Source organism: Pseudoalteromonas sp. TAP-3C (assembly GCF_059888565.1).
This window is the reverse complement of record NZ_CM187618.1, coordinates 1,268,856-1,287,277: the sequence shown is the minus strand read 5'-3', so window position 1 is coordinate 1,287,277 and position 18,422 is coordinate 1,268,856. Positions and strand designations below refer to the sequence as shown.

The 18,422-nt window shown below is 41.4% G+C and carries 14 protein-coding genes and 1 pseudogene; 8 read left to right on the top strand and 7 right to left on the bottom strand.

The window, feature by feature from the left end; all coding sequences use genetic code 11:
* Positions 1–38 precede the first annotated feature (38 nt).
* Positions 39–590 carry a DUF4136 domain-containing protein gene (locus tag AC6H44_RS06105; protein ID WP_500737998.1) on the top strand — a complete coding sequence of 184 codons (552 nt, stop codon included), beginning with the start codon at positions 39–41 and terminating at the stop codon, positions 588–590.
* A 204-nt stretch (positions 591–794) separates the two neighbouring features.
* Here the strand turns inward: AC6H44_RS06105 and AC6H44_RS06100 are convergent, their stop codons facing one another.
* The gene (locus AC6H44_RS06100; protein ID WP_500737997.1) at positions 795–1,301 is read right to left on the bottom strand and encodes a peptide-methionine (S)-S-oxide reductase; all 507 of its coding nucleotides are present in this window, start codon (positions 1,299–1,301) and stop codon (positions 795–797) included.
* A gap of 202 nt (positions 1,302–1,503) precedes the next feature.
* On the opposite strand from AC6H44_RS06100, the gene AC6H44_RS06095 reads away from it, so the two are divergent.
* Complete coding sequence (locus AC6H44_RS06095; RefSeq protein ID WP_500737996.1) at positions 1,504–3,357, top strand: TonB-dependent receptor plug domain-containing protein; 1,854 nt, start codon at positions 1,504–1,506, stop codon at positions 3,355–3,357.
* A 126-nt stretch (positions 3,358–3,483) separates the two neighbouring features.
* Here the strand turns inward: AC6H44_RS06095 and AC6H44_RS06090 are convergent, their stop codons facing one another.
* Positions 3,484–3,747 (bottom strand): YkgJ family cysteine cluster protein, encoded by a 264-nt coding sequence (locus AC6H44_RS06090; protein ID WP_500737995.1) that lies wholly within the window; start codon positions 3,745–3,747, stop codon positions 3,484–3,486.
* A gap of 171 nt (positions 3,748–3,918) precedes the next feature.
* Between AC6H44_RS06090 and AC6H44_RS06085 the strand changes: the two are divergent.
* The 4 genes and pseudogenes from AC6H44_RS06085 (at position 3,919) to AC6H44_RS06070 (ending at position 8,760) form a co-directional block, all read left to right on the top strand.
* Positions 3,919–5,100 (top strand): annotated as a pseudogene (locus tag AC6H44_RS06085) (efflux RND transporter periplasmic adaptor subunit).
* Positions 5,097–8,162 carry an efflux RND transporter permease subunit gene (locus AC6H44_RS06080; RefSeq protein ID WP_500737994.1) on the top strand — a complete coding sequence of 1,022 codons (3,066 nt, stop codon included), beginning with the start codon at positions 5,097–5,099 and terminating at the stop codon, positions 8,160–8,162. Before AC6H44_RS06085 ends, AC6H44_RS06080 begins: the two are co-directional and overlap by 4 nt.
* Before the next feature lie 141 nt (positions 8,163–8,303).
* Positions 8,304–8,480 (top strand): hypothetical protein, encoded by a 177-nt coding sequence (locus AC6H44_RS06075; protein WP_167378569.1) that lies wholly within the window; start codon positions 8,304–8,306, stop codon positions 8,478–8,480.
* Positions 8,473–8,760, top strand: a complete 288-nt coding sequence (locus AC6H44_RS06070) for a hypothetical protein (protein WP_500737993.1) — start codon at positions 8,473–8,475, stop codon at positions 8,758–8,760. Before AC6H44_RS06075 ends, AC6H44_RS06070 begins: the two co-directional genes overlap by 8 nt.
* 143 nt (positions 8,761–8,903) lie before the next feature.
* Here AC6H44_RS06070 and AC6H44_RS06065 read toward each other — a convergent pair whose 3' ends face one another.
* Positions 8,904–9,845 carry a LysR family transcriptional regulator gene (locus tag AC6H44_RS06065; RefSeq protein WP_500738385.1) on the bottom strand — a complete coding sequence of 314 codons (942 nt, stop codon included), beginning with the start codon at positions 9,843–9,845 and terminating at the stop codon, positions 8,904–8,906.
* A gap of 126 nt (positions 9,846–9,971) precedes the next feature.
* On the opposite strand from AC6H44_RS06065, the gene AC6H44_RS06060 reads away from it, so the two are divergent.
* Entirely contained in the window at positions 9,972–10,628 is a 657-nt protein-coding gene (locus AC6H44_RS06060) for a nitroreductase family protein (protein WP_500737992.1), read from the top strand.
* A 67-nt stretch (positions 10,629–10,695) separates the two neighbouring features.
* Here the strand turns inward: AC6H44_RS06060 and greA are convergent, their stop codons facing one another.
* The 4 genes from greA to dapB form a co-directional block, all read right to left on the bottom strand.
* Entirely contained in the window at positions 10,696–11,172 is a 477-nt protein-coding gene (greA, locus tag AC6H44_RS06055; RefSeq protein ID WP_500737991.1) for a transcription elongation factor GreA, read from the bottom strand.
* 48 nt (positions 11,173–11,220) lie between these two features.
* Positions 11,221–14,439, bottom strand: coding sequence for a carbamoyl-phosphate synthase large subunit (gene carB, locus AC6H44_RS06050; protein WP_500737990.1), 3,219 nt, complete (start codon positions 14,437–14,439; stop codon positions 11,221–11,223).
* 16 nt (positions 14,440–14,455) lie between these two features.
* The gene (gene carA / locus AC6H44_RS06045; protein ID WP_500737989.1) at positions 14,456–15,592 is read right to left on the bottom strand and encodes a glutamine-hydrolyzing carbamoyl-phosphate synthase small subunit; all 1,137 of its coding nucleotides are present in this window, start codon (positions 15,590–15,592) and stop codon (positions 14,456–14,458) included.
* A 362-nt stretch (positions 15,593–15,954) separates the two neighbouring features.
* Positions 15,955–16,752, bottom strand: a complete 798-nt coding sequence (gene dapB / locus AC6H44_RS06040) for a 4-hydroxy-tetrahydrodipicolinate reductase (protein WP_500737988.1) — start codon at positions 16,750–16,752, stop codon at positions 15,955–15,957.
* A gap of 306 nt (positions 16,753–17,058) precedes the next feature.
* Between dapB and AC6H44_RS06035 the strand changes: the two genes are divergently transcribed.
* Entirely contained in the window at positions 17,059–18,372 is a 1,314-nt protein-coding gene (locus AC6H44_RS06035; RefSeq protein ID WP_500738384.1) for a Na+/H+ antiporter NhaC family protein, read from the top strand.
* Positions 18,373–18,422: the final 50 nt, after the last annotated feature.

The following is an 18,422-nucleotide window of genomic DNA, read 5'->3' as shown; positions in this document are numbered from 1 at the left end:
GGTAGTTTAAACAAACGCACTTTATTGGAGAAAACGGAATGAAACATATATTTATTGTCGCAGCACTGGCGCTACTCACCGCCTGTACACAAACGCCCGATTGGGATTACGATAAATCAGCAAACTTTAGTAACTACAAAACGTTTGCGTGGGTAGAAAACGCCAGCCTAACCAAAGACACGAATAACTACCAAATCAGTGGGCTTATGGAAAAACGCGTTCGCAATGCACTAAACAACCAACTAAGCCAACAATTAGGTATGCAATTGGTTGACGTAGCACAAGCGGATGTACTTGTTAATTACCATGCAAGTGTAGATAAAGAGCTTGAAGTGGATAGCTTTAACGTAGGTTATGGCGCGCGTTGGGGCTACTGGGGCACCGGCTTTAACCACGATATTAGTGCACGTGAGTATGAAGTAGGCACACTGGTTATTGATATTATTGACCGTCAATCAAACCAACTAATTTGGCGTGGTGCAAAAGATGGTCGTTTAAAGAAAAAACAAACTCCATCACAACGTGAAGCGGCAATTAACGAAACCGTTGCTAATATTTTAAGTAACTTCCCGCCGCAAAAGCAGCAGTAAGTTTTAATTAATAGTTAAAAAGCTCACACTATGTGAGCTTTTTTCGTTTTTTGAGTGCTTTTAAAATAAACTATTTATGTGCTTCACACGTCACGTTAGCAAGCTGAACGTCTACAAAAAATACCGAGTTAAATTTAACTTAAAGGCCTAAGCGCGAGAAGCGATAGCTTCTAATTACTTACTAAACGTTATTTCATCAAAAATTTACGATTTATACTTGTGTAATAAATCAAGTGGGATATGGCAGTAGTCATCTGGGTAATTCGTTAAACGGTCTTGATGCTCAGCATCGCTAGGGACATAATTAGTCAGTGGTGCGACTTGGACTGCTATTTTTTCGGCATCATCACGCTGGCTAATATAGTCTCTGGCGATGTTTAGATGGTTACTGTCTTGGCTAAAAATGGCGGTGCGGTATTTTTCGCCTACATCGGCACCTTGTTTATTGATACTGTATGGGTCAATAATCTCAAAAAAATAGCTAATTAACTCGTTTAAGGTTACTTCTTGGCTATCAAAAATCACTTTTACACACTCGGCATAACCATCGTATTCACCCTGTGTTGTGTTACTAGTGCCATTGGCACGCCCCGCCTCAGTAGTCACTACTCCAGGTAAATACCTCATAAATTCTTGCACGCCCCATAAGCAACCACCAGCAAAATAAAGTGTGTGCTGATTTAATGAATAACTTGATTGTTGTGTTTGCATAATAAAGTGACCAATGTAAATAATTTATGGGATGCAGAGTTACTATTTTGTAACGCTAAGTTTGATTATCAAATGCAGTTTTTTATCATTAATGTACAATAGCGCCCAAAATCACCCTAGCTTAGTGAGCTTACCTTATCATGTGATAAAAAGTGATAGGTATTTAATTGTTAGCGCCATTGCATAAAATGAGAATAATGATATGAATTGTGCCCCGCACCTTATTATACCGGCCGTACTAGCCAGTATTTCAACTGTTGCTTATGCAGAACAGAATAAAGACACAGCAACTATAGAACAAATAACAATTGAAGCGTCACCCACTGCCAATACCTTACCCGTTGGTACGTTTGATTCACCTATTTCAAATTTAGAGTACGACCCGCGTGTTGACTTGCAATCACGCAATATGGCAGAAGCACAAGCTGATGTAACGATACGCGGTGGTATTTTTGAAAATACCGGTTTTAGAGTAGGTAGTGCAACCCTGCTTGACCCGCAGTCAGGCCACTACTTTGCAGAAATTCCCATTGCACCGCAAATGCTAACGGGCGCAAGTGTATTAACTGGCGCTGATAACGCACTTTATGGCATGAATAGTTCAGTAGGTACGGTATCGTTTGGCTGGAAACCAATAACAACCGGTGGCAGTATTTCTTTAGGTGCAGGGTCTAACGACTTTAATTTACAAACTATTCATGCAGGTGTGAGTACTCCACTTGAAGCAAACGCTGATTGGCGTTTAGGTTTTGAAGGTGAATATTCACACTCACAAAGCGATGGTTCAATTGATTTTGGCGATCATGACTTTACCCGTACCTCAGCTAGAGTGCAGTTAACCGGGAGCGACTCTCAAACTGATTTATTTTACGGCTTGCAAGAAAAGTTTTTTGGTTGGCCAAATCTTTATACCCCATTTGGTGTCAATGAAACCGAAGACTTAGAAACGCAACTGTTAATGCTTAACCATAAACAAGCTTATGCTACCAACAGTGAGTTTGAAGTATCAGCTTATTACCGCAAGCATAACGACCATTATATTTATTCACGCGAGAACCCAAGTGCGTTTCAAGCATTTCATGAAACACAAGTAACATCACTGGCTGTTTCAGGTCGCCATGTTCAAACACAGTCAGTCGCAGTTAATTATTCAGCGCAATATATAGAAGATAGTATAAACTCAACGACCCTTGAAAATAACTTTACCTCACGAAACTACGTTAAGCTTAGTATATTGCCTGAATACACAACAGCGCTTGCAAGCAATCAGCAGCTAACAGTGCGTTTAGGGGCTGCGTTTGATAACTCCAGTCGTGATGATTCCGAGCTATCGCTAATTGGTGATGTTAGTTTCAATACCCAAAATAACGATGGCACTGGGCGAACATTGTATTTATCGTATGCCGAGGCTAGTCAAGTTGCCGGTTATACTGCTATTGGTGGTAGCGAGTCTGGTGGGTTGTTTAGAAGTAACGCTAACCTTGAGCGTGAAACCACCAAAAGCTTAGAGCTGGGCTTATTGCTTGAGCAACAAAGCTGGCAACTCAATTCCGCGCTTTTTTATCGTAAAGATAACAACCTAACCGATTGGACATTTAACTTTGATTCAAGCTCAGCGCGATTTGCACAGCCGGTTGATATTGATACTACAGGCCTTGAATTTTTAGCCTCCAAGCAATTTGATAATACAGAAATTGTTGCCAGCTATAGCTACTTACATAAAACAAAAACCTACGGCGCAGAAGACATTGATGCTAGCTTTTATGCCTTAAATTTTCCTGATCACCGCTTAACACTTGGTGCAATATGGAATCCGACGGATATGTTAGAGCTTCGTGTTGATAATGAATGGCGTAAACAGCATAAAAATGCCCTGCGCCGTTCAGGTGACGAGGCGCTATTTACTCAGCTAACATTAAAAATAACGCCGTCTACACTGCAAAACTTCTTTATTACTTTAGCAGCGGATAATTTGTGGGATGAATCGTTTGAAGAAATCCCCGGCACGCCAGGTCGCGGTGAGCAATATACGCTAAGCGCCACGTATAGCTGGTAACTTTTAGCTCAGCGAGGGATTATCCTGCGCTGAGCTTGTTTTATTATGGCTTTTAGAAACACAACGTCAGTGTCACCACTTTTCAAGCGTATAAATTGTAAATATATGTGTATTTAATACAATAAATTAGGTTAATTGCTCTAATTCGGTAATTAAGGTTAATGCTTGCTCACTAGTCGTCCCACATACATCTAACGTGGCACTAAAATCATTGCACACTTTTGGGCGCGACTCATCACCAAAGAGCTTGCATAAATTGCGTTCATCCAGCTGAATACAACGTTCTCCGGCCTTTTTACCGTTTGGCATACCTGGTATTGGCGAGCTAATACTTGGCGCAATACAACATGCTCCACAGCCTAAACGGCACGCCATTGATTGTATTTTCATTCTAACCTCAGTAATAAATTTCAATTATATTGTTGCTGCTTTGCATATAAATAGCGCGTTTTGATCTATTTGTAACCGCCTTGTGCAATGACTTGTTACATCTTCAAACACACTGTAAACACTTTATTGCGTATCATTAGCCCATCAGCACAATTTATGAAGGAATGCCCTGTGGCGACTAAAAAACAAATAATACTCCCTATCGTGGTCCTTGTTGGTGGCATTGGCCTCGCAGCAGGCTTTTCAGCAATGAAAAAAACACCAGAAGAAAAACCAACACAAGATACTCGCCCATTGGTTGCTGCACACCCTATTCATCTGGATGCAATCACGCTCGATGTTAAGTCGTACGGTATTGTGCAACCAAAAGAACGCACTGAACTCATTGCTCAGGTAAGTGGCCAAGTTATCTCTGTGGCAGGGCAATTTGTTGAAGGTGCCTTCGTAAAGCAAGGGGATATATTAGCACGAATTGATCCAAATGATTACGAAGCTGATTTAATTGAAGCGGAGGCTGGGCTCGCTCAAGCCAGTTCATCGCTTGAGATTGAACGTGCTCAAGCCCATGTTGCTAAAGCTGAATGGGAACGTATTAAAGCAGACTCAAGTGACTCTATCGCCTCAGAGCTTTATTTACGTAAACCGCAATTGGCAGAGAAAATGGCACGTTATCGTTCAGCGTAAGCCAGTGTAAAGCGTGCAAAACGCAACCTAGAACGCACTTATATTAAAGCGCCTTACGACGCTATTATTAACCAGCGCAGCATTAGTTTGGGCTCTGTAGTCAACCCAGGCAGTAGCTTTGGCGCATTAAGTGCAACATTGCTCGCTGAAATACGCTTACCCGTAGCCGATAACGAAATGCAATACCTAGCAAATGGAGGTATTGGTGCAACCGTTACCCTTAACGCAGAATTTGCAGGCAAGCAAACATCGTGGCAGGCAAAGGTTGTGCGCAGCGAAGGCGTAGTTGATCAAGTAAGCCGTATGAGTTATTTGGTTGCGCAACTACCAACGCCATACGCCGATAACACTAAACCACTGCGTTTTGGCTCATACATCAATGCAACCATTGAAGGCAAAGCCCTTAATAACGCAATTATTGTCCCGCATCACCTTGTTAAAGATAAAAAAGTTGCCATTTTAAACGCCAACAATACCCTCAGCTTTAAAACACTAAATATCATACGTGAACAAAATGGCATGGTGATAGCTGACCAAGGGTTACAACCTGGCAATAAGCTAATTACTTCTGCCCTTGAATACCCTACTGAGGGAATGGCTGTTAAAACAGATGAAAATGATGAACAAGCTGAAGTAACACAACTTGCGCTTAAAGAGGACACCCTATGAGTACCTCTGAAAAGGGCCTAATTGCCTGGTTTGCTCGCAACCCTGTTGCAGCAAATTTAATTATGATTTTTATTCTAGTGGGCGGTTTATTAACAGCCTTAACTATTCGTAAGCAAGCGTTTCCGCAATTTGAGAGTAACTGGGTAAGCGTTCAAGCTGTCTATCCAGGTGCAGCTCCGCAAGAGGTTGAAGAAGGCATCACCATAAAAATTGAAGAAAAATACGACCTTCAAGAAGCCTTAGACGAAATAAAAGCCCAAGTAGATTCTATAAACTCGTTTCCAGCGGGTATGGAAAGACCAATAATTCAGCGCGATAAATACCAACAAGAAGTGATGTATATCGCGCTATACGGCGATATGACCTACGCACAACTAAAAGAATTAGGGAGCGATTTAAAGGATGAATTACTCGCCTTACCTGGCGTTAATTTAGTCAGCTTTTTTAGTGGCTTAAATTATGAAATAGGCATTGAAATTAGCCCCGACAAACTGCGTGAATACGGCCTTACTTTTAGAGACGTGTCGAATGCAGTAAGAAACTTTTCAACCAATATGTCAGCAGGGCAAATTCGTTCAGAGAATGGTTATATTTCTATGCGTGTTGAAAAACAAGCATACACAGGTAATGAGTTTGAAAAGCTGCCTTTAATTACCCTTGCTGATGGCGCACAAATATATTTAGGCGATGTAGCCACTATTAATGATGGTTTTGAAGAAGGCCTATTATATTCAAAGTACAATGGTAAAAACTCGCTAATGTTTGATATTGCGGCATCTAAAGATCAAGACATTACCGATGTTGCCAAAGTACTTAAAAATTACATGGCCGAAAAAGAATCTAAATTACCACAAGGCGTAAAACTGAAACCTATGGTTGATTTAACCTACTACCTGCAAGGTCGTCTCGATATGATGATCGACAACATGGTATGGGGTGGTGTTTTAGTAATGATTGTATTGGCATTATTTTTACCACTTAGATTAGCATTTTGGGTAATGATGGGGCTATCTGTATCGTTTTTAGGCGCCTTTTTATTCATGCCGATAGGCTTTTTAGATATCACCATTAATATGGTATCGCTGTTTGCCTTTATTATTGTTCTGGGTATTGTGGTGGATGACGCCATAGTCGTCGGTGAATCTGCCAGTGCCGAAATAGAAAAGCATGGTCACTCACTTGATAATGTAATACGCGGTGTTAAACGTGTTGCAATGCCCGCCACATTTGGCGTGCTAACCACCATTGCTGCTTTTTTACCGCAAGCAATGGCATCAGGCCCCGGCGCAGCATTTTCTAAAGCCATTGGTGTCGTTATTATCTTGTGTTTGATTTTCTCGTTAATTGAATCAAAACTTATTTTACCGGCTCATATTGCTGCAATGAACCCACGAAAGCCCAATCCTAAAAACCCATTGCATAAAGTGCGTATGGTTGTTGATAGTGGCCTCAAAGCGTTTGTTCAAAACTACTACACGCCGTTTATAGGGCACTGTATTCATTACCGCTATACCGTAATTATTGGATTTATATGTATTTTAATTATGAGCGCAGGCATGTTTGCAGGCGGTTTAGTTAAGTTTGTGCCAAACCCTAAAATACAGCATGACTTTCCACGTATTGTTGTAGAAATGAATTTAGAGTCGTCTGAGCAAGCCACACTTGAAACAGCTAAGAAAATTGAAGATGTAATTTTAAGTGTCGATGAGGAGCTTGAAGCACAATACGGTCAAAAAATGATTCGTGACCTTTCAGTAAGCCTTCGTGGCCGCACGACTGCACAATTAATGGCTGTACTCATTGAGCCTGATAAACGCCCTATTGATACCTTTACACTAAGCTCATTATGGCGTGAAAAAATGCCATCGCTGCCGGGAGTTAAAACGCTGACCATTGAAGATAACTTATTCGGCGGCGGACGAGATGACGGTGACGTAAGTTTTAGACTGCAAGGTAAAAATACCGACAAACTAAAAGAAGTTGCCGCGTTATTAAAAACTAAATTACAAAGCATGGAAGGTGTAGGTGATGTTAATGATTCATTACAAAGTGCCACCGATGAAGTGCAGCTTGATTTAAAACCACTTGCATACAGCATGGGACTGACCCTTGCAGATGTAGCATCGCAAGTAAGTTTTAGCTACTACGGATTAGAAGCACAGCGTATTTTACGCGAAGGCGAAGAGATCAGAGTGATGATCCGCTACCCTGAAAACGAACGTAACGCTATTAGTAATATACACAGTACACGTATCATCACGCCCTCGGGAGCTGAAGTTCCGTTGAGTGAAGTGGCACAAATTAACATTGTAGATGGTGTAAACAGAATTCGCCGTGAAAACGCAAACAGAACAGTTAATGTATGGGCAGCCATTAATACTGATAAAGTTGAGCCTTTTGCCATTGTAAAAGAAATCACTGATGAATACTTACCTACACTTTTGAAAAATTACCCAGGCGTTACAAGTAATGTAGCTGGTCAAGTTCAAGAGGAAATGGATAGCGCTGATGAGCAGTTACGCGATTTTGCAATTTCACTAATGATTATATTTGCATTATTAGCCATACCGCTTCGCTCATACTCACAACCGCTGATTATTATGTCGGTCATTCCATTTGGTGTGGTAGGTGCAATGTTTGGTCATATGGTACTAGGAATGACCATGAGCGGCCTTTCAATGTTTGGCATTATTGCGGTAGCCGGTATTGTGGTAAACGACTCTTTAGTGATGGTTGATTTTGTAAATAAAGCACGTGCTGAAGGCGTACCTATTAAAGAAGCTGTTATGCAAGCCGGTGCTCGTCGTTTTAGGGCTATATTACTGACCTCAGTGACCACCTTTATTGGCGTGTTACCTATTATTATGGAAACGAGTTTGCAGGCACAAATTGTAATACCTATGGCCGTATCACTGGCCTTTGGTGTGTTATTTGCCACCTTTATTACGCTTATTCTTATACCGTGTCAGTATGTTGCGCTTGAAGATACAAAACGCCTGATCCGTAAATGGCGCGGTAAAGATGCCCTCGTCGATGGCCAACCAGCAACGACAAATAGTTAAATAAGTAAAATCCCAACCCTAAAAGCTCGGTATCATTATGCCGAGCTTTTTATTTGTAGCTCAAAAATAACATTCAATTATTTGCCAGTTTGCCTCCTTACTGGTAATTTAACGCTAAACTTCGTTTTTAAAGGATTAACCATGGGCACATTTCAGCTTATCTTATTTATCGTCTTTGCCGTATTGACTACTCTGGGTTACAAAAAGAACAACCGCAATTTAATGCTATTGGGTGCAATAACTATTTCTTTTGCATTTGTAGGGTTAGAATTTTTACTCGGGTTTGATGAAGGATTATCAAGGACTGACTATGAATAAAAAAGTAATACATTGGCCAAGTATGTCACTTTATTTAATCGCCTTATTCACGTTTATTGGTGGCATTATTGACTCCACCTATTCGAGCCTCCTCATTGGCTTTGGCTTTTGTTTTATGGGCTTTGCAAGCATTCGCTTAATCCCTGCAAACTTTCTTACTCGTAAACTAACTAGCCCTGTAGCACAAACTCTCGTTCGCAAAAGAGATATCGCAACACAAATTATCGGATTTTTATTACTTATTAATGGGTTAGCTTTATCTATGTTGTTCAAGGTTTAATTGCGTGATCAAAAAAATCCTATAACAAGTATATTAAAAACAGCCATGAATTCTCCTCAGTCTGAACACATTCCTCAAGAAGCATTTGATTGATTGGCGTTTTTTAATGATCACTTAAGCTAACGTTACCAAGCGTGTATTCGTTACTTATTAATTAATACACGTTTATCAACAATTCCCTCTTTTACTAGCTGATTCAATAAATAAGCGGTTTTTTCTCTGCACACATCACGCAATAATCGTACAGCGGGAGTAATCGATTGCCTGCTTGGGCAAATAAGCCACAGCTCGCCTTGGCTGTACTGGTATTTAGGCATAACAGTAACAACTCGTTGATTTAATAAGTCATCGGCAATATCTAACGCCGATTTAACCGCTAAACCTTTACCTGCCACACACCAGCGCCTGACTAAATCGCCATCGTTTGAGGCACGTCGACCCTGCATTTTCACTTTGTATTTTTTTTGGCCGTCGGTAAACTCCCACACATTATTAATAATATCTTGCAGCTGATAAAACAATCCGTGATGCTGCGCTAGATCGTCAGGGTGCTGCGGCTCACCACACGCCGCTAAATAAGCCGGTGTGGCACAGAGTAATCGCGGTACATTGCAAATTTTAAACCCATATACACTGCTATCACTCGGGGAGCCATAACGCAGTGCAATATCAACCGAATCACGAAAGAAATCGATATTGCTGTCACTAATGTGCGTACGTAAACTCACACTTGGGTATGTATCCATAATCTCATCAATCCAAGGGATCACTAAGTTACGCCCTAAATCAGACGAAGTAGCCACCCGCAACTCCCCTTCAACGGCATCATGCTCACCTTTGAGGTTTTGCCTTGCAGTCTCAAGCACAGCAAGAGCTTGTTCGCATTGGGGGATGTATCGCTCCCCTGCACTAGATAATCGCAAATGGCGGGTAGTTCTAATAAATAACTCGCAACCAAGGGCTAATTCAACCCGCTTAATAGCAGCACTGGCGGTGGCGGTACGCATATCTAACTTGGCAGCAGCTAACGTAATGCTTCGGCACTCAGCTACTTTTAAAATCAGTTTTAAGTCATCAATCTGCATATTATCTATTTTTATTTGATAATGATTCAATAATTATGCTGTTTATTTTAAATAAAGCAAGTTGTATTATGCTACTTATACACTCAGTTAACACTGTATATCAGCCTTTTTTATTATGGAGAAACTATGACTCACCCAATTATTCGCGACCTTGAAAGTCGCCATACTGCTAAACGTTACGATGCGACAAAACGCATTTCCCAAGACGATTTAGCAATATTATATGACGCAATGCGTCTTTCTCCTTCGTCAATTAATTCACAGCCTTGGAAATTTATTGTGATTGAATCGGACGCAGCAAAAGAGCGTATGCACACTACCTTTGCTAATAAGTTTCAATTTAATCAACCACACATTAAAGCGGCGTCCCACATCATTTTGTTTGCTCATAACCCACAATATACCCGCGAAAATTACGGGCAAGTAATTGATGCTGATATAAAAAATGGCCGAACTCAAAAAGAAAACAGCGAGCAAGCCTTTGCTGCCTTTGCCTTTGTTGATTTAAATACCGATGAACAAGGTAATAATGCCGCGTGGACTAAAGCACAAACTTACATTGCTTTAGGCAATACCATGCATGCAGCAGCAAGATTAGGCATTGATACCACGCCGATGGAAGGCGTTGATGCGCAGCTGATTGGTGAAGAGTTTGCAAGCGAATTAGACGGCTACATCTGTGATGTGGCACTTGCGCTGGGTTATCATGACGCTGAAGAAGACTACAATGCTAAGCTGCCAAAATCACGTTTAAGCAAAGAACAGGTTATTAAGGTTTTATAAGCATAAAAAAACCAGTGCTTGTTGCTAGGCACTGGTTTTTATTAAAACGTTAAAGTGAGTCAACTAATTAAATATACTCAACCTCAATAATTTCATACTCTACATCACCCTTTGGCGTTTTGATAATTACAGCGTCATCCGCCTGTTTACCAATTAAGCCACGTGCAATAGGTGAATTAACAGAAATAAAATTATTTTTAATATCTGCTTCATCGTCACCAACAATCTGATATTTAACTTCAGCATCGGTTTCAACATTAACAATAGTGACGGTAGTACCAAAAATTACTCGCCCTGTATTAGGCATCTTTGTTACATCAATCACCTGCATGTTTGAAAGTTTTGCTTCAATTTCTTGAATACGGCCTTCACAAAAACCCTGTTGCTCACGCGCAGCGTGATATTCAGCGTTTTCTTTTAAGTCACCGTGTTCACGTGCATCAGCAATATCAGATACAATTTTAGGACGGGTAACAGTTTTTAATTCGTTAAGCTCATCGCGCAATAATTTTGCACCACGAACAGTCATTGGAATTGATTGCATACTTTTCTCACTTAACACCAAGGCCTTAATAGACCTTGGTACATTTCCTTAGTTCAATCGCAGGTGTAGCTCTTGGACTGACGTCACTTTACTGCGGTCATCTGCTTTATTAGCAGTACAGTTAGCGAATGCGGCATTCAAGGTTGTCGTATAGTTGGTTTTATTTTGCAATGCACCACGACGTAACACCTTCGAATCTTCGATCGCTTGGCGACCTTCGGTGGTATTAACGATATAGCTATACTCTTTATTCTTAATATAATCAAGAATATGCGGACGGCCTTCATAAACTTTGTTTACACGGCGAACGTCAATACCCGCTTCTTCAAGTGCTTTTGCTGTGCCACCTGTTGCATCTAGCTCAAAACCTAATTCAGTCATGATTTTAGCTAATTCAACAATACGTGGCTTATCGCTATTACGGACAGATAATAGCGCGCGACCACCGCGTGGTAAAGTATTGCTTGCGCCTAATTGCGCTTTTGCGAATGCTTCGGCGAAAGTATCGCCAATCCCCATCACTTCACCCGTTGAACGCATTTCAGGACCGCGGATAGGATCAACACCTTGAAACTTAGCAAATGGTAACACCACTTCTTTAACGCTGTAGTAAGGTGGGATCACTTCTTTAGTAATACCTTGGCTTGCTAAAGATTGGCCCGCCATACAGCGCGCGGCTACTTTTGCAAGCGCAACACCGGTTGCTTTTGATACAAACGGTACAGTACGCGCAGCACGTGGGTTTACTTCGATTAAATACACTTTGCCATCTTTAACCGCAAATTGGGTATTCATTAAGCCCACTACACCAAGTTCAAGTGCCATATCGGTTACTTGCTTACGCATAACATCTTGCACTTCTTGTGATAACGAATGCGCAGGTAATGAACACGCTGAGTCGCCAGAGTGAACACCCGCTTGCTCAATGTGTTCCATAATACCGCCGATGATCACTTGCTCGCCGTCGCAAATTGCGTCAACGTCAACCTCTATGGCGTTATCTAAGAAACGGTCAAGTAACACGGGTGCTTCGTTAGATGCAGATACCGCCTCGGTCATATAACGACGTAGGTCATCTTCATCATAAACAATTTCCATTGCGCGACCACCGAGTACATAAGATGGGCGAACGACCAGTGGGAAACCAATTTCAGTTGATTTTAAAATCGCTTCTTCAGTGGATGTTACCGTCGCATTTTCTGGCTGTAGCAAATCTAAACGCTCAACTAATTGTTGGAAACGTTCGCGGTCTTCTGCGCGATCAATCGCATCGGGTGAAGTACCAATAACTGGCACGCCGTTGGCTTCAAGCTCACGCGCAAGTTTAAGGGGGGTTTGACCACCGTATTGCACAATAACGCCTTTAGGCTTTTCAACACGTACAATTTCTAGTACGTCTTCAAGGGTAATTGGCTCGAAATATAAACGGTCTGAGGTGTCGTAATCGGTAGAAACCGTTTCAGGGTTACAGTTAACCATAATAGTTTCGTAGCCGTCTTCACGCAGTGCAAGCGCGGCGTGAACACAACAGTAATCAAATTCAATACCTTGACCGATACGGTTAGGGCCGCCACCAATAACCATGATTTTATCACGCTCTGATGGATTTGCTTCACACTCTTCATCGTATGATGAGTACATGTAAGCGGTATCTGAGCTAAATTCTGCGGCGCACGTGTCAACACGCTTGTAAACAGGTAGTATATTTAACTGATGACGCTTCTTACGAATTTCAGCTTCTGATACGCCCGCAATTTCGGCAATACGCGGATCTGCAAAGCCTTTACGCTTTAACTTACGTAAAAAATCTGCATTTAAACCAGCCATACCTACTTCAGAGATTTTGGCTTCGTCTTTTAAAATATCTTCTATTTGTACTAAGTACCAAGGGTCAATCTTAGTCAGCTCGTAGACATCATCAACGCTCATACCATGGCGCATTGCATCGGCAATATACCAAATACGCTCAGCACCTGGTTCACGTAATTCACGAATAATTTTTTCTTTTGCTTTCGGGTCATCCAGTGCCACAATCGGGTTAAAGCCCGTTGCGCCTACTTCTAAACCACGAAGTGCTTTTTGTAGTGACTCTTGTTGGTTACGACCAATCGCCATTACTTCGCCTACTGATTTCATTTGCGTGGTTAAACGATCGTTTGCACCGGCAAATTTTTCAAAGTTAAAGCGAGGAATTTTTGTTACTACATAGTCGATTGATGGCTCAAAAGATGCGGGTGTTTTACCACCGGTAATATCATTTTGAAGTTCATCAAGTGTGTAACCTACAGCGAGCTTGGCTGCAATTTTAGCAATTGGGAAACCCGTCGCTTTAGAAGCAAGTGCCGATGAGCGCGATACACGTGGGTTCATTTCAATAATAACCATACGACCATCAACTGGGTTTACCCCAAACTGTACGTTTGAACCACCGGTTTCAACACCAATCTCACGTAGTACTGCCATAGAAGCATTACGCATGATTTGGTATTCTTTGTCGGTTAATGTTTGCGCTGGCGCTACGGTGATTGAATCGCCAGTGTGTACACCCATAGGGTCAAAGTTTTCAATGGTACAAACAATAATACAGTTATCGTTTTTATCACGTACAACTTCTGTTTCATACTCTTTCCAACCAATTAACGACTCATCAATTAATAATTCGCTGGTTGGCGATAAGTCTAAACCTCGCTCACAAATTTCTTCAAACTCTTCCATATTGTAAGCTACACCGCCACCTGTGCCACCCATAGTGAAAGAAGGACGAATAATACACGGTAAGCCGATACGGGTCATGGTGTCGCGAGCTTCATCCATCGAATGAGCAATTTCAGCACGCGGACATTCAAGGCCAATGTTACGCATGGCAACATCAAAACGTTCACGGTTTTCGGCTTTATCGATTGCATCGGCCGTTGCGCCAATGAGCTCAACACCATGTTTAGCTAATACACCGTGCTTGTCTAAATCAAGCGCACAGTTTAATGCTGTTTGACCACCCATAGTCGGTAGTACAGCATCTGGCTTTTCTTTTTCGATTATTTTTTCTACCACTTCCCAGTGAATTGGCTCGATGTATGTTGCATCGGCCATTTCCGGGTCAGTCATGATAGTTGCTGGGTTTGAGTTAACAAGTATAACTCTATAGCCTTCTTCTCTAAGTGCTTTACACGCTTGAGCACCAGAGTAGTCAAATTCACAAGCTTGACCTATGACGATAGGGCCTGCGCCTAAGATAAGAATGCTTTTTATGTCGGTACGTTTTGGCATTATTACTCCGGTTAAATTAGTGGTTACGCGCTTGCATCAAATCGATGAAGTGATCAAATAATGGGGCGGCATCGTGCGGGCCAGGGCTTGCTTCAGGGTGACCTTGGAAGCTAAATGCGGGTTTATCTGTACGATGAATGCCTTGCAATGTGCCGTCAAATAACGATTTATGCGTTGCACGCAGGTTATCTGGTAATGTGGCTTCATCCGCAGCAAAACCGTGGTTTTGTGCGGTGATCATAACTACATCACGGTCTAGATCTTTAACTGGGTGGTTACCACCGTGGTGGCCAAACTTCATTTTTACTGTTTTTGCACCTGAGGCGAGTGCTAACAATTGATGACCTAAACAAATACCAAAAATGGGGGTGTCGGTTTCTAAGAACGTTTTGATTGCATCAATGGCGTAAGTGCATGGCTCAGGATCGCCAGGGCCATTTGATAAGAAGATACCATCTGGGTTAAGTGCTAACACGTCGGCCGCCGAGGTTTGTGCAGGCACAACGGTTAATTTACAACCACGGTCTACCAGCATACGTAAAATATTACGTTTTACACCGAAGTCATAAGCGACAACATGAAACTTTTCATCATCAGCGTGTAAGGTTTTAAATCCTTCGCCTAATGTCCAGCTTGATTCGCGCCACTGGTAATTTTCCTTGGTTGAGACTACTTTTGCTAAATCCATACCTTTTAAGCCTGGGAAGGCTTGCGCGGCTTCAAGCGCTTTTTTCTCGTCTAGTTCGTCACCGGCAACAATACAGCCATTTTGTGCGCCTTTATCACGCAAAATACGGGTTAGTTTTCTGGTGTCGATGTCCGCAATACCTAAAATATTACGGGCTTTTAAGTAATCATCTAACGACTGCTCGTTACGAAAATTACTCGCTAGCAGTGGCAAATCACGGATCACTAGGCCTTTAGCCCAAATGTGATTCGCTTCTTCGTCTTCGCTGTTGGTACCCGTATTACCGATGTGTGGGTACGTCAAAGTTACGATTTGTTCCGCGTACGATGGATCAGTCAAAATTTCTTGATAACCAGTCATAGACGTATTGAATACTACTTCACCGACTGACATGCCGTCAGCGCCGATTGCAGTACCGCGAAACACTGTGCCGTCTTCTAGGACTAACAGAGCGGATTTAGTCAAGTTAAACCTCCTAACAGTAAAAAACGGGAGTAAGCAAATTGCTTAACACCCCGCTAATACTCAGATAATTGGTCAAAACCTGATTTCTGTGAGCTTAAATTGTTTTACGCAATCTTAAATGATGCCGATGTAAACCACTAAACCTTCATTCATTTTTCTTGCCTAAAACTCTTTTAATTCCCACACAAACTCTGGTTTTGCTAACCACATGAGTATAATTGGAAACACGCATTTAGTAATTTTTGGCAAATTAGCTGCATTCTACATGAAGTTGGCTTTTAGGTCTAACGCTAATTAGTAAATTGCAATAAATAAGTGGTTACAGCAAAAAACCACCCTAAAGCGTTAAAAAAGGAACTTAACTACTTCAAATCGAGCACATCTTGCATATCATAAAGTCCAGCAGGTTTATTTTTTAACCACTGCGCAGCTCTTATAGCGCCTAGTGCGAAGGTCATTCTTGAACTTGCTTTATGGGTTAATTCGAGCCTTTCGCCCATTGTAGCGAAGTAGGCCGTGTGTTCACCTACTATGTCACCGCCTCTTAGCACCGAATAGCCTATTTCATTTTGTGATTTGGCTTGCTCACTATTGTTACGATCATAAACGGCAACCTCTTCATGATCCCACCCTTTTGCCTGTGCAATCGACTCGCCAATGGCTAATGCGGTGCCCGATGGCGCATCGATTTTATGGCGATGATGCGCTTCAAAAATTTCTATATCTAAATCATCGCCCAGTTTTGTCGCTGCCGTTTGCACTAAGTTAAGCAGTAAATTTACACCCACGCTATAATTACGCGCAAATACAATGGGAATATGTTTAGCGGCATCTTCTAAGGCCTGCATATCTTTATCACTTAGGCCTGTGGTACCAATTACCATTGGGATTTTATGCTCCAATGCTGAAGCTAAGTGATTTTTCATGCCTTCAGGAAGAGTAAAATCTATTAGTACATCGACATTTTCAATCTGCTGTTCACTGCTAAAGTAAACCTCTTTTGCCACAGCACTGTTAAACTGATTAACTGACAGACCTAATAATTGTGATTTACTGCGTACATAGGCAGCCGCTAATCGCGAATTTTTATTAATTGTTGCTGCTTCTACAAGTGCCAGCCCCATGCGACCATTAGCACCAAATACACCTACTCGACTCATCTTTTTACACCCTATGTGTTTTTTAGTTAACTAGATTTTATCTAAAACTCATGTAATAGTCAGAAAAGCTTATAAAAAGCTTCGATTATTTTAATAACAATAATAACAGATAGTCTTTGCATTTAGCCATCTATACATTTAAACTTCTTTTTTGCGCCGATTTGGTCTTTGGCTTGCGGGCGCTGTTGAGTTACTTATCTGGTTAGATAGTAAAACAAACAACTAAATTCAGCTAAAAGAGGGATGCTTTGGCTGTTTAATATATCAATCGACTTCGATTGCTATGAATAATTAACGAGGATTATGATGCAGCCATCATTTGATAAAAATAAAGCAAAGTTTTCTTTGCTCCCCCTACTCACCTTTGTTGCTATTTTTTTAGGCTCAGGCTTATATTTACAATCTCAAGGGGTTGATTATGCATTTTATCAACTCCCTGCACCGGTCGCTATTTTACCCGCGATTGTTTTAGCCTTTATTCTAAATAAAGCCAGCATAAACCAAAGTGTAGAAACCTTTATTAAAGGTGTGGGTAATAACAACATTATTACCATGTGCCTTATTTATTTATTAGCGGGTGCTTTTTCTGCAGTTGCAGGCGCAACCGGCGGCGTTGATGCGGTGGTAAATGCGGGGCTTTCACTTATTCCCCCTTCATTATTACTGCCAGGCTTGTTTTTAATCGCCGCTGTTATTTCTACTGCAATGGGCACTTCTATGGGAACCATAGGGGCTATTGGCCCTATTGCTTATGCGGTATCTATGAAAACAGGGATTGATCCAGCATTAATGGCCGGTACTATTGTATCTGGCGCTATGTTTGGTGATAACTTATCAATAATTTCTGATACCACCATTGCTGCTACCCGTACGCAAGGCTGTGAAATGAAAGATAAGTTTAAAGAAAACCTTAAAATTGCGATCCCTGCCGCTATACTCACTATTGCATTATTATTATTTTTAACACCTGCAGCACAAGTTGTTGAAACTAAAGACTACGATATTTTATTAGTGCTTCCTTATGCCTTTATTTTAGTATTGGCGGTAATGGGCTTTAATGTATTTGTGGTGCTGTTGAGCGGAATTGTGTTTGCCGCATTAATGGGCTTTACTGGCAGCTATGAAGGCGCCAGCTTTGTAAAAGATATTTACAAAGGCTTTAGTGATATGCAGGAAATATTTTTACTGTCTATGTTTATTGGTGGGCTGTCTGAATTTATTCGTATAAATGGCGGCCTTGATTACATTGCTCAAAAGATTCAAGCCATTACTAAAATCATTGCAAAATGGCATCGCAAAGTCGCCGATCAGTTAGGGATTGCAGCGCTCGTATTTACCAGTAATCTATGTATTGCCAATAATACAGTGTCTATTATTGTAGCTGGCCCGATTGCTAAAAAGTTGGCTGATGATGGCGAAATTAGTGGCAAGCGCTCTGCCAGTTTATTAGATATTTTTGCCTGTGTAACGCAGGGTTCTTTGCCTTATGGCGCACAGGCACTATTACTTGGTGCTACATTTAAAATTAGCCCGTGGGATGTGTCGACCTCATCTTACTATTGTTTCATTTTAGCTTTTACCGCCATTGCGGTTATTTGCCTGCGTCGTAATAAAGCTTAAACGTTGTTTAAACAGTGTATTAGCTGCGTGCTAATACACTGTTTAGCGCA

Coding starts and splice junctions, on each gene's coding strand:
- carB (WP_500737990.1), bottom strand. CDS start 14,439: ATGCCAAAACGTACCGACATAAAAAGCATTCTTATCTTAGGCGCAGGC.
- AC6H44_RS06060 (WP_500737992.1), top strand. CDS start 9,972: ATGACTCACCCAATTATTCGCGACCTTGAAAGTCGCCATACTGCTAAA.
- AC6H44_RS06080 (WP_500737994.1), top strand. CDS start 5,097: ATGAGTACCTCTGAAAAGGGCCTAATTGCCTGGTTTGCTCGCAACCCT.
- AC6H44_RS06070 (WP_500737993.1), top strand. CDS start 8,473: ATGAATAAAAAAGTAATACATTGGCCAAGTATGTCACTTTATTTAATC.
- AC6H44_RS06035 (WP_500738384.1), top strand. CDS start 17,059: ATGCAGCCATCATTTGATAAAAATAAAGCAAAGTTTTCTTTGCTCCCC.
- dapB (WP_500737988.1), bottom strand. CDS start 16,752: ATGAGTCGAGTAGGTGTATTTGGTGCTAATGGTCGCATGGGGCTGGCA.
- AC6H44_RS06095 (WP_500737996.1), top strand. CDS start 1,504: ATGAATTGTGCCCCGCACCTTATTATACCGGCCGTACTAGCCAGTATT.
- AC6H44_RS06100 (WP_500737997.1), bottom strand. CDS start 1,301: ATGCAAACACAACAATCAAGTTATTCATTAAATCAGCACACACTTTAT.
- AC6H44_RS06065 (WP_500738385.1), bottom strand. CDS start 9,845: ATGCAGATTGATGACTTAAAACTGATTTTAAAAGTAGCTGAGTGCCGA.
- AC6H44_RS06075 (WP_167378569.1), top strand. CDS start 8,304: ATGGGCACATTTCAGCTTATCTTATTTATCGTCTTTGCCGTATTGACT.
- AC6H44_RS06090 (WP_500737995.1), bottom strand. CDS start 3,747: ATGAAAATACAATCAATGGCGTGCCGTTTAGGCTGTGGAGCATGTTGT.
- AC6H44_RS06105 (WP_500737998.1), top strand. CDS start 39: ATGAAACATATATTTATTGTCGCAGCACTGGCGCTACTCACCGCCTGT.
- greA (WP_500737991.1), bottom strand. CDS start 11,172: ATGCAATCAATTCCAATGACTGTTCGTGGTGCAAAATTATTGCGCGAT.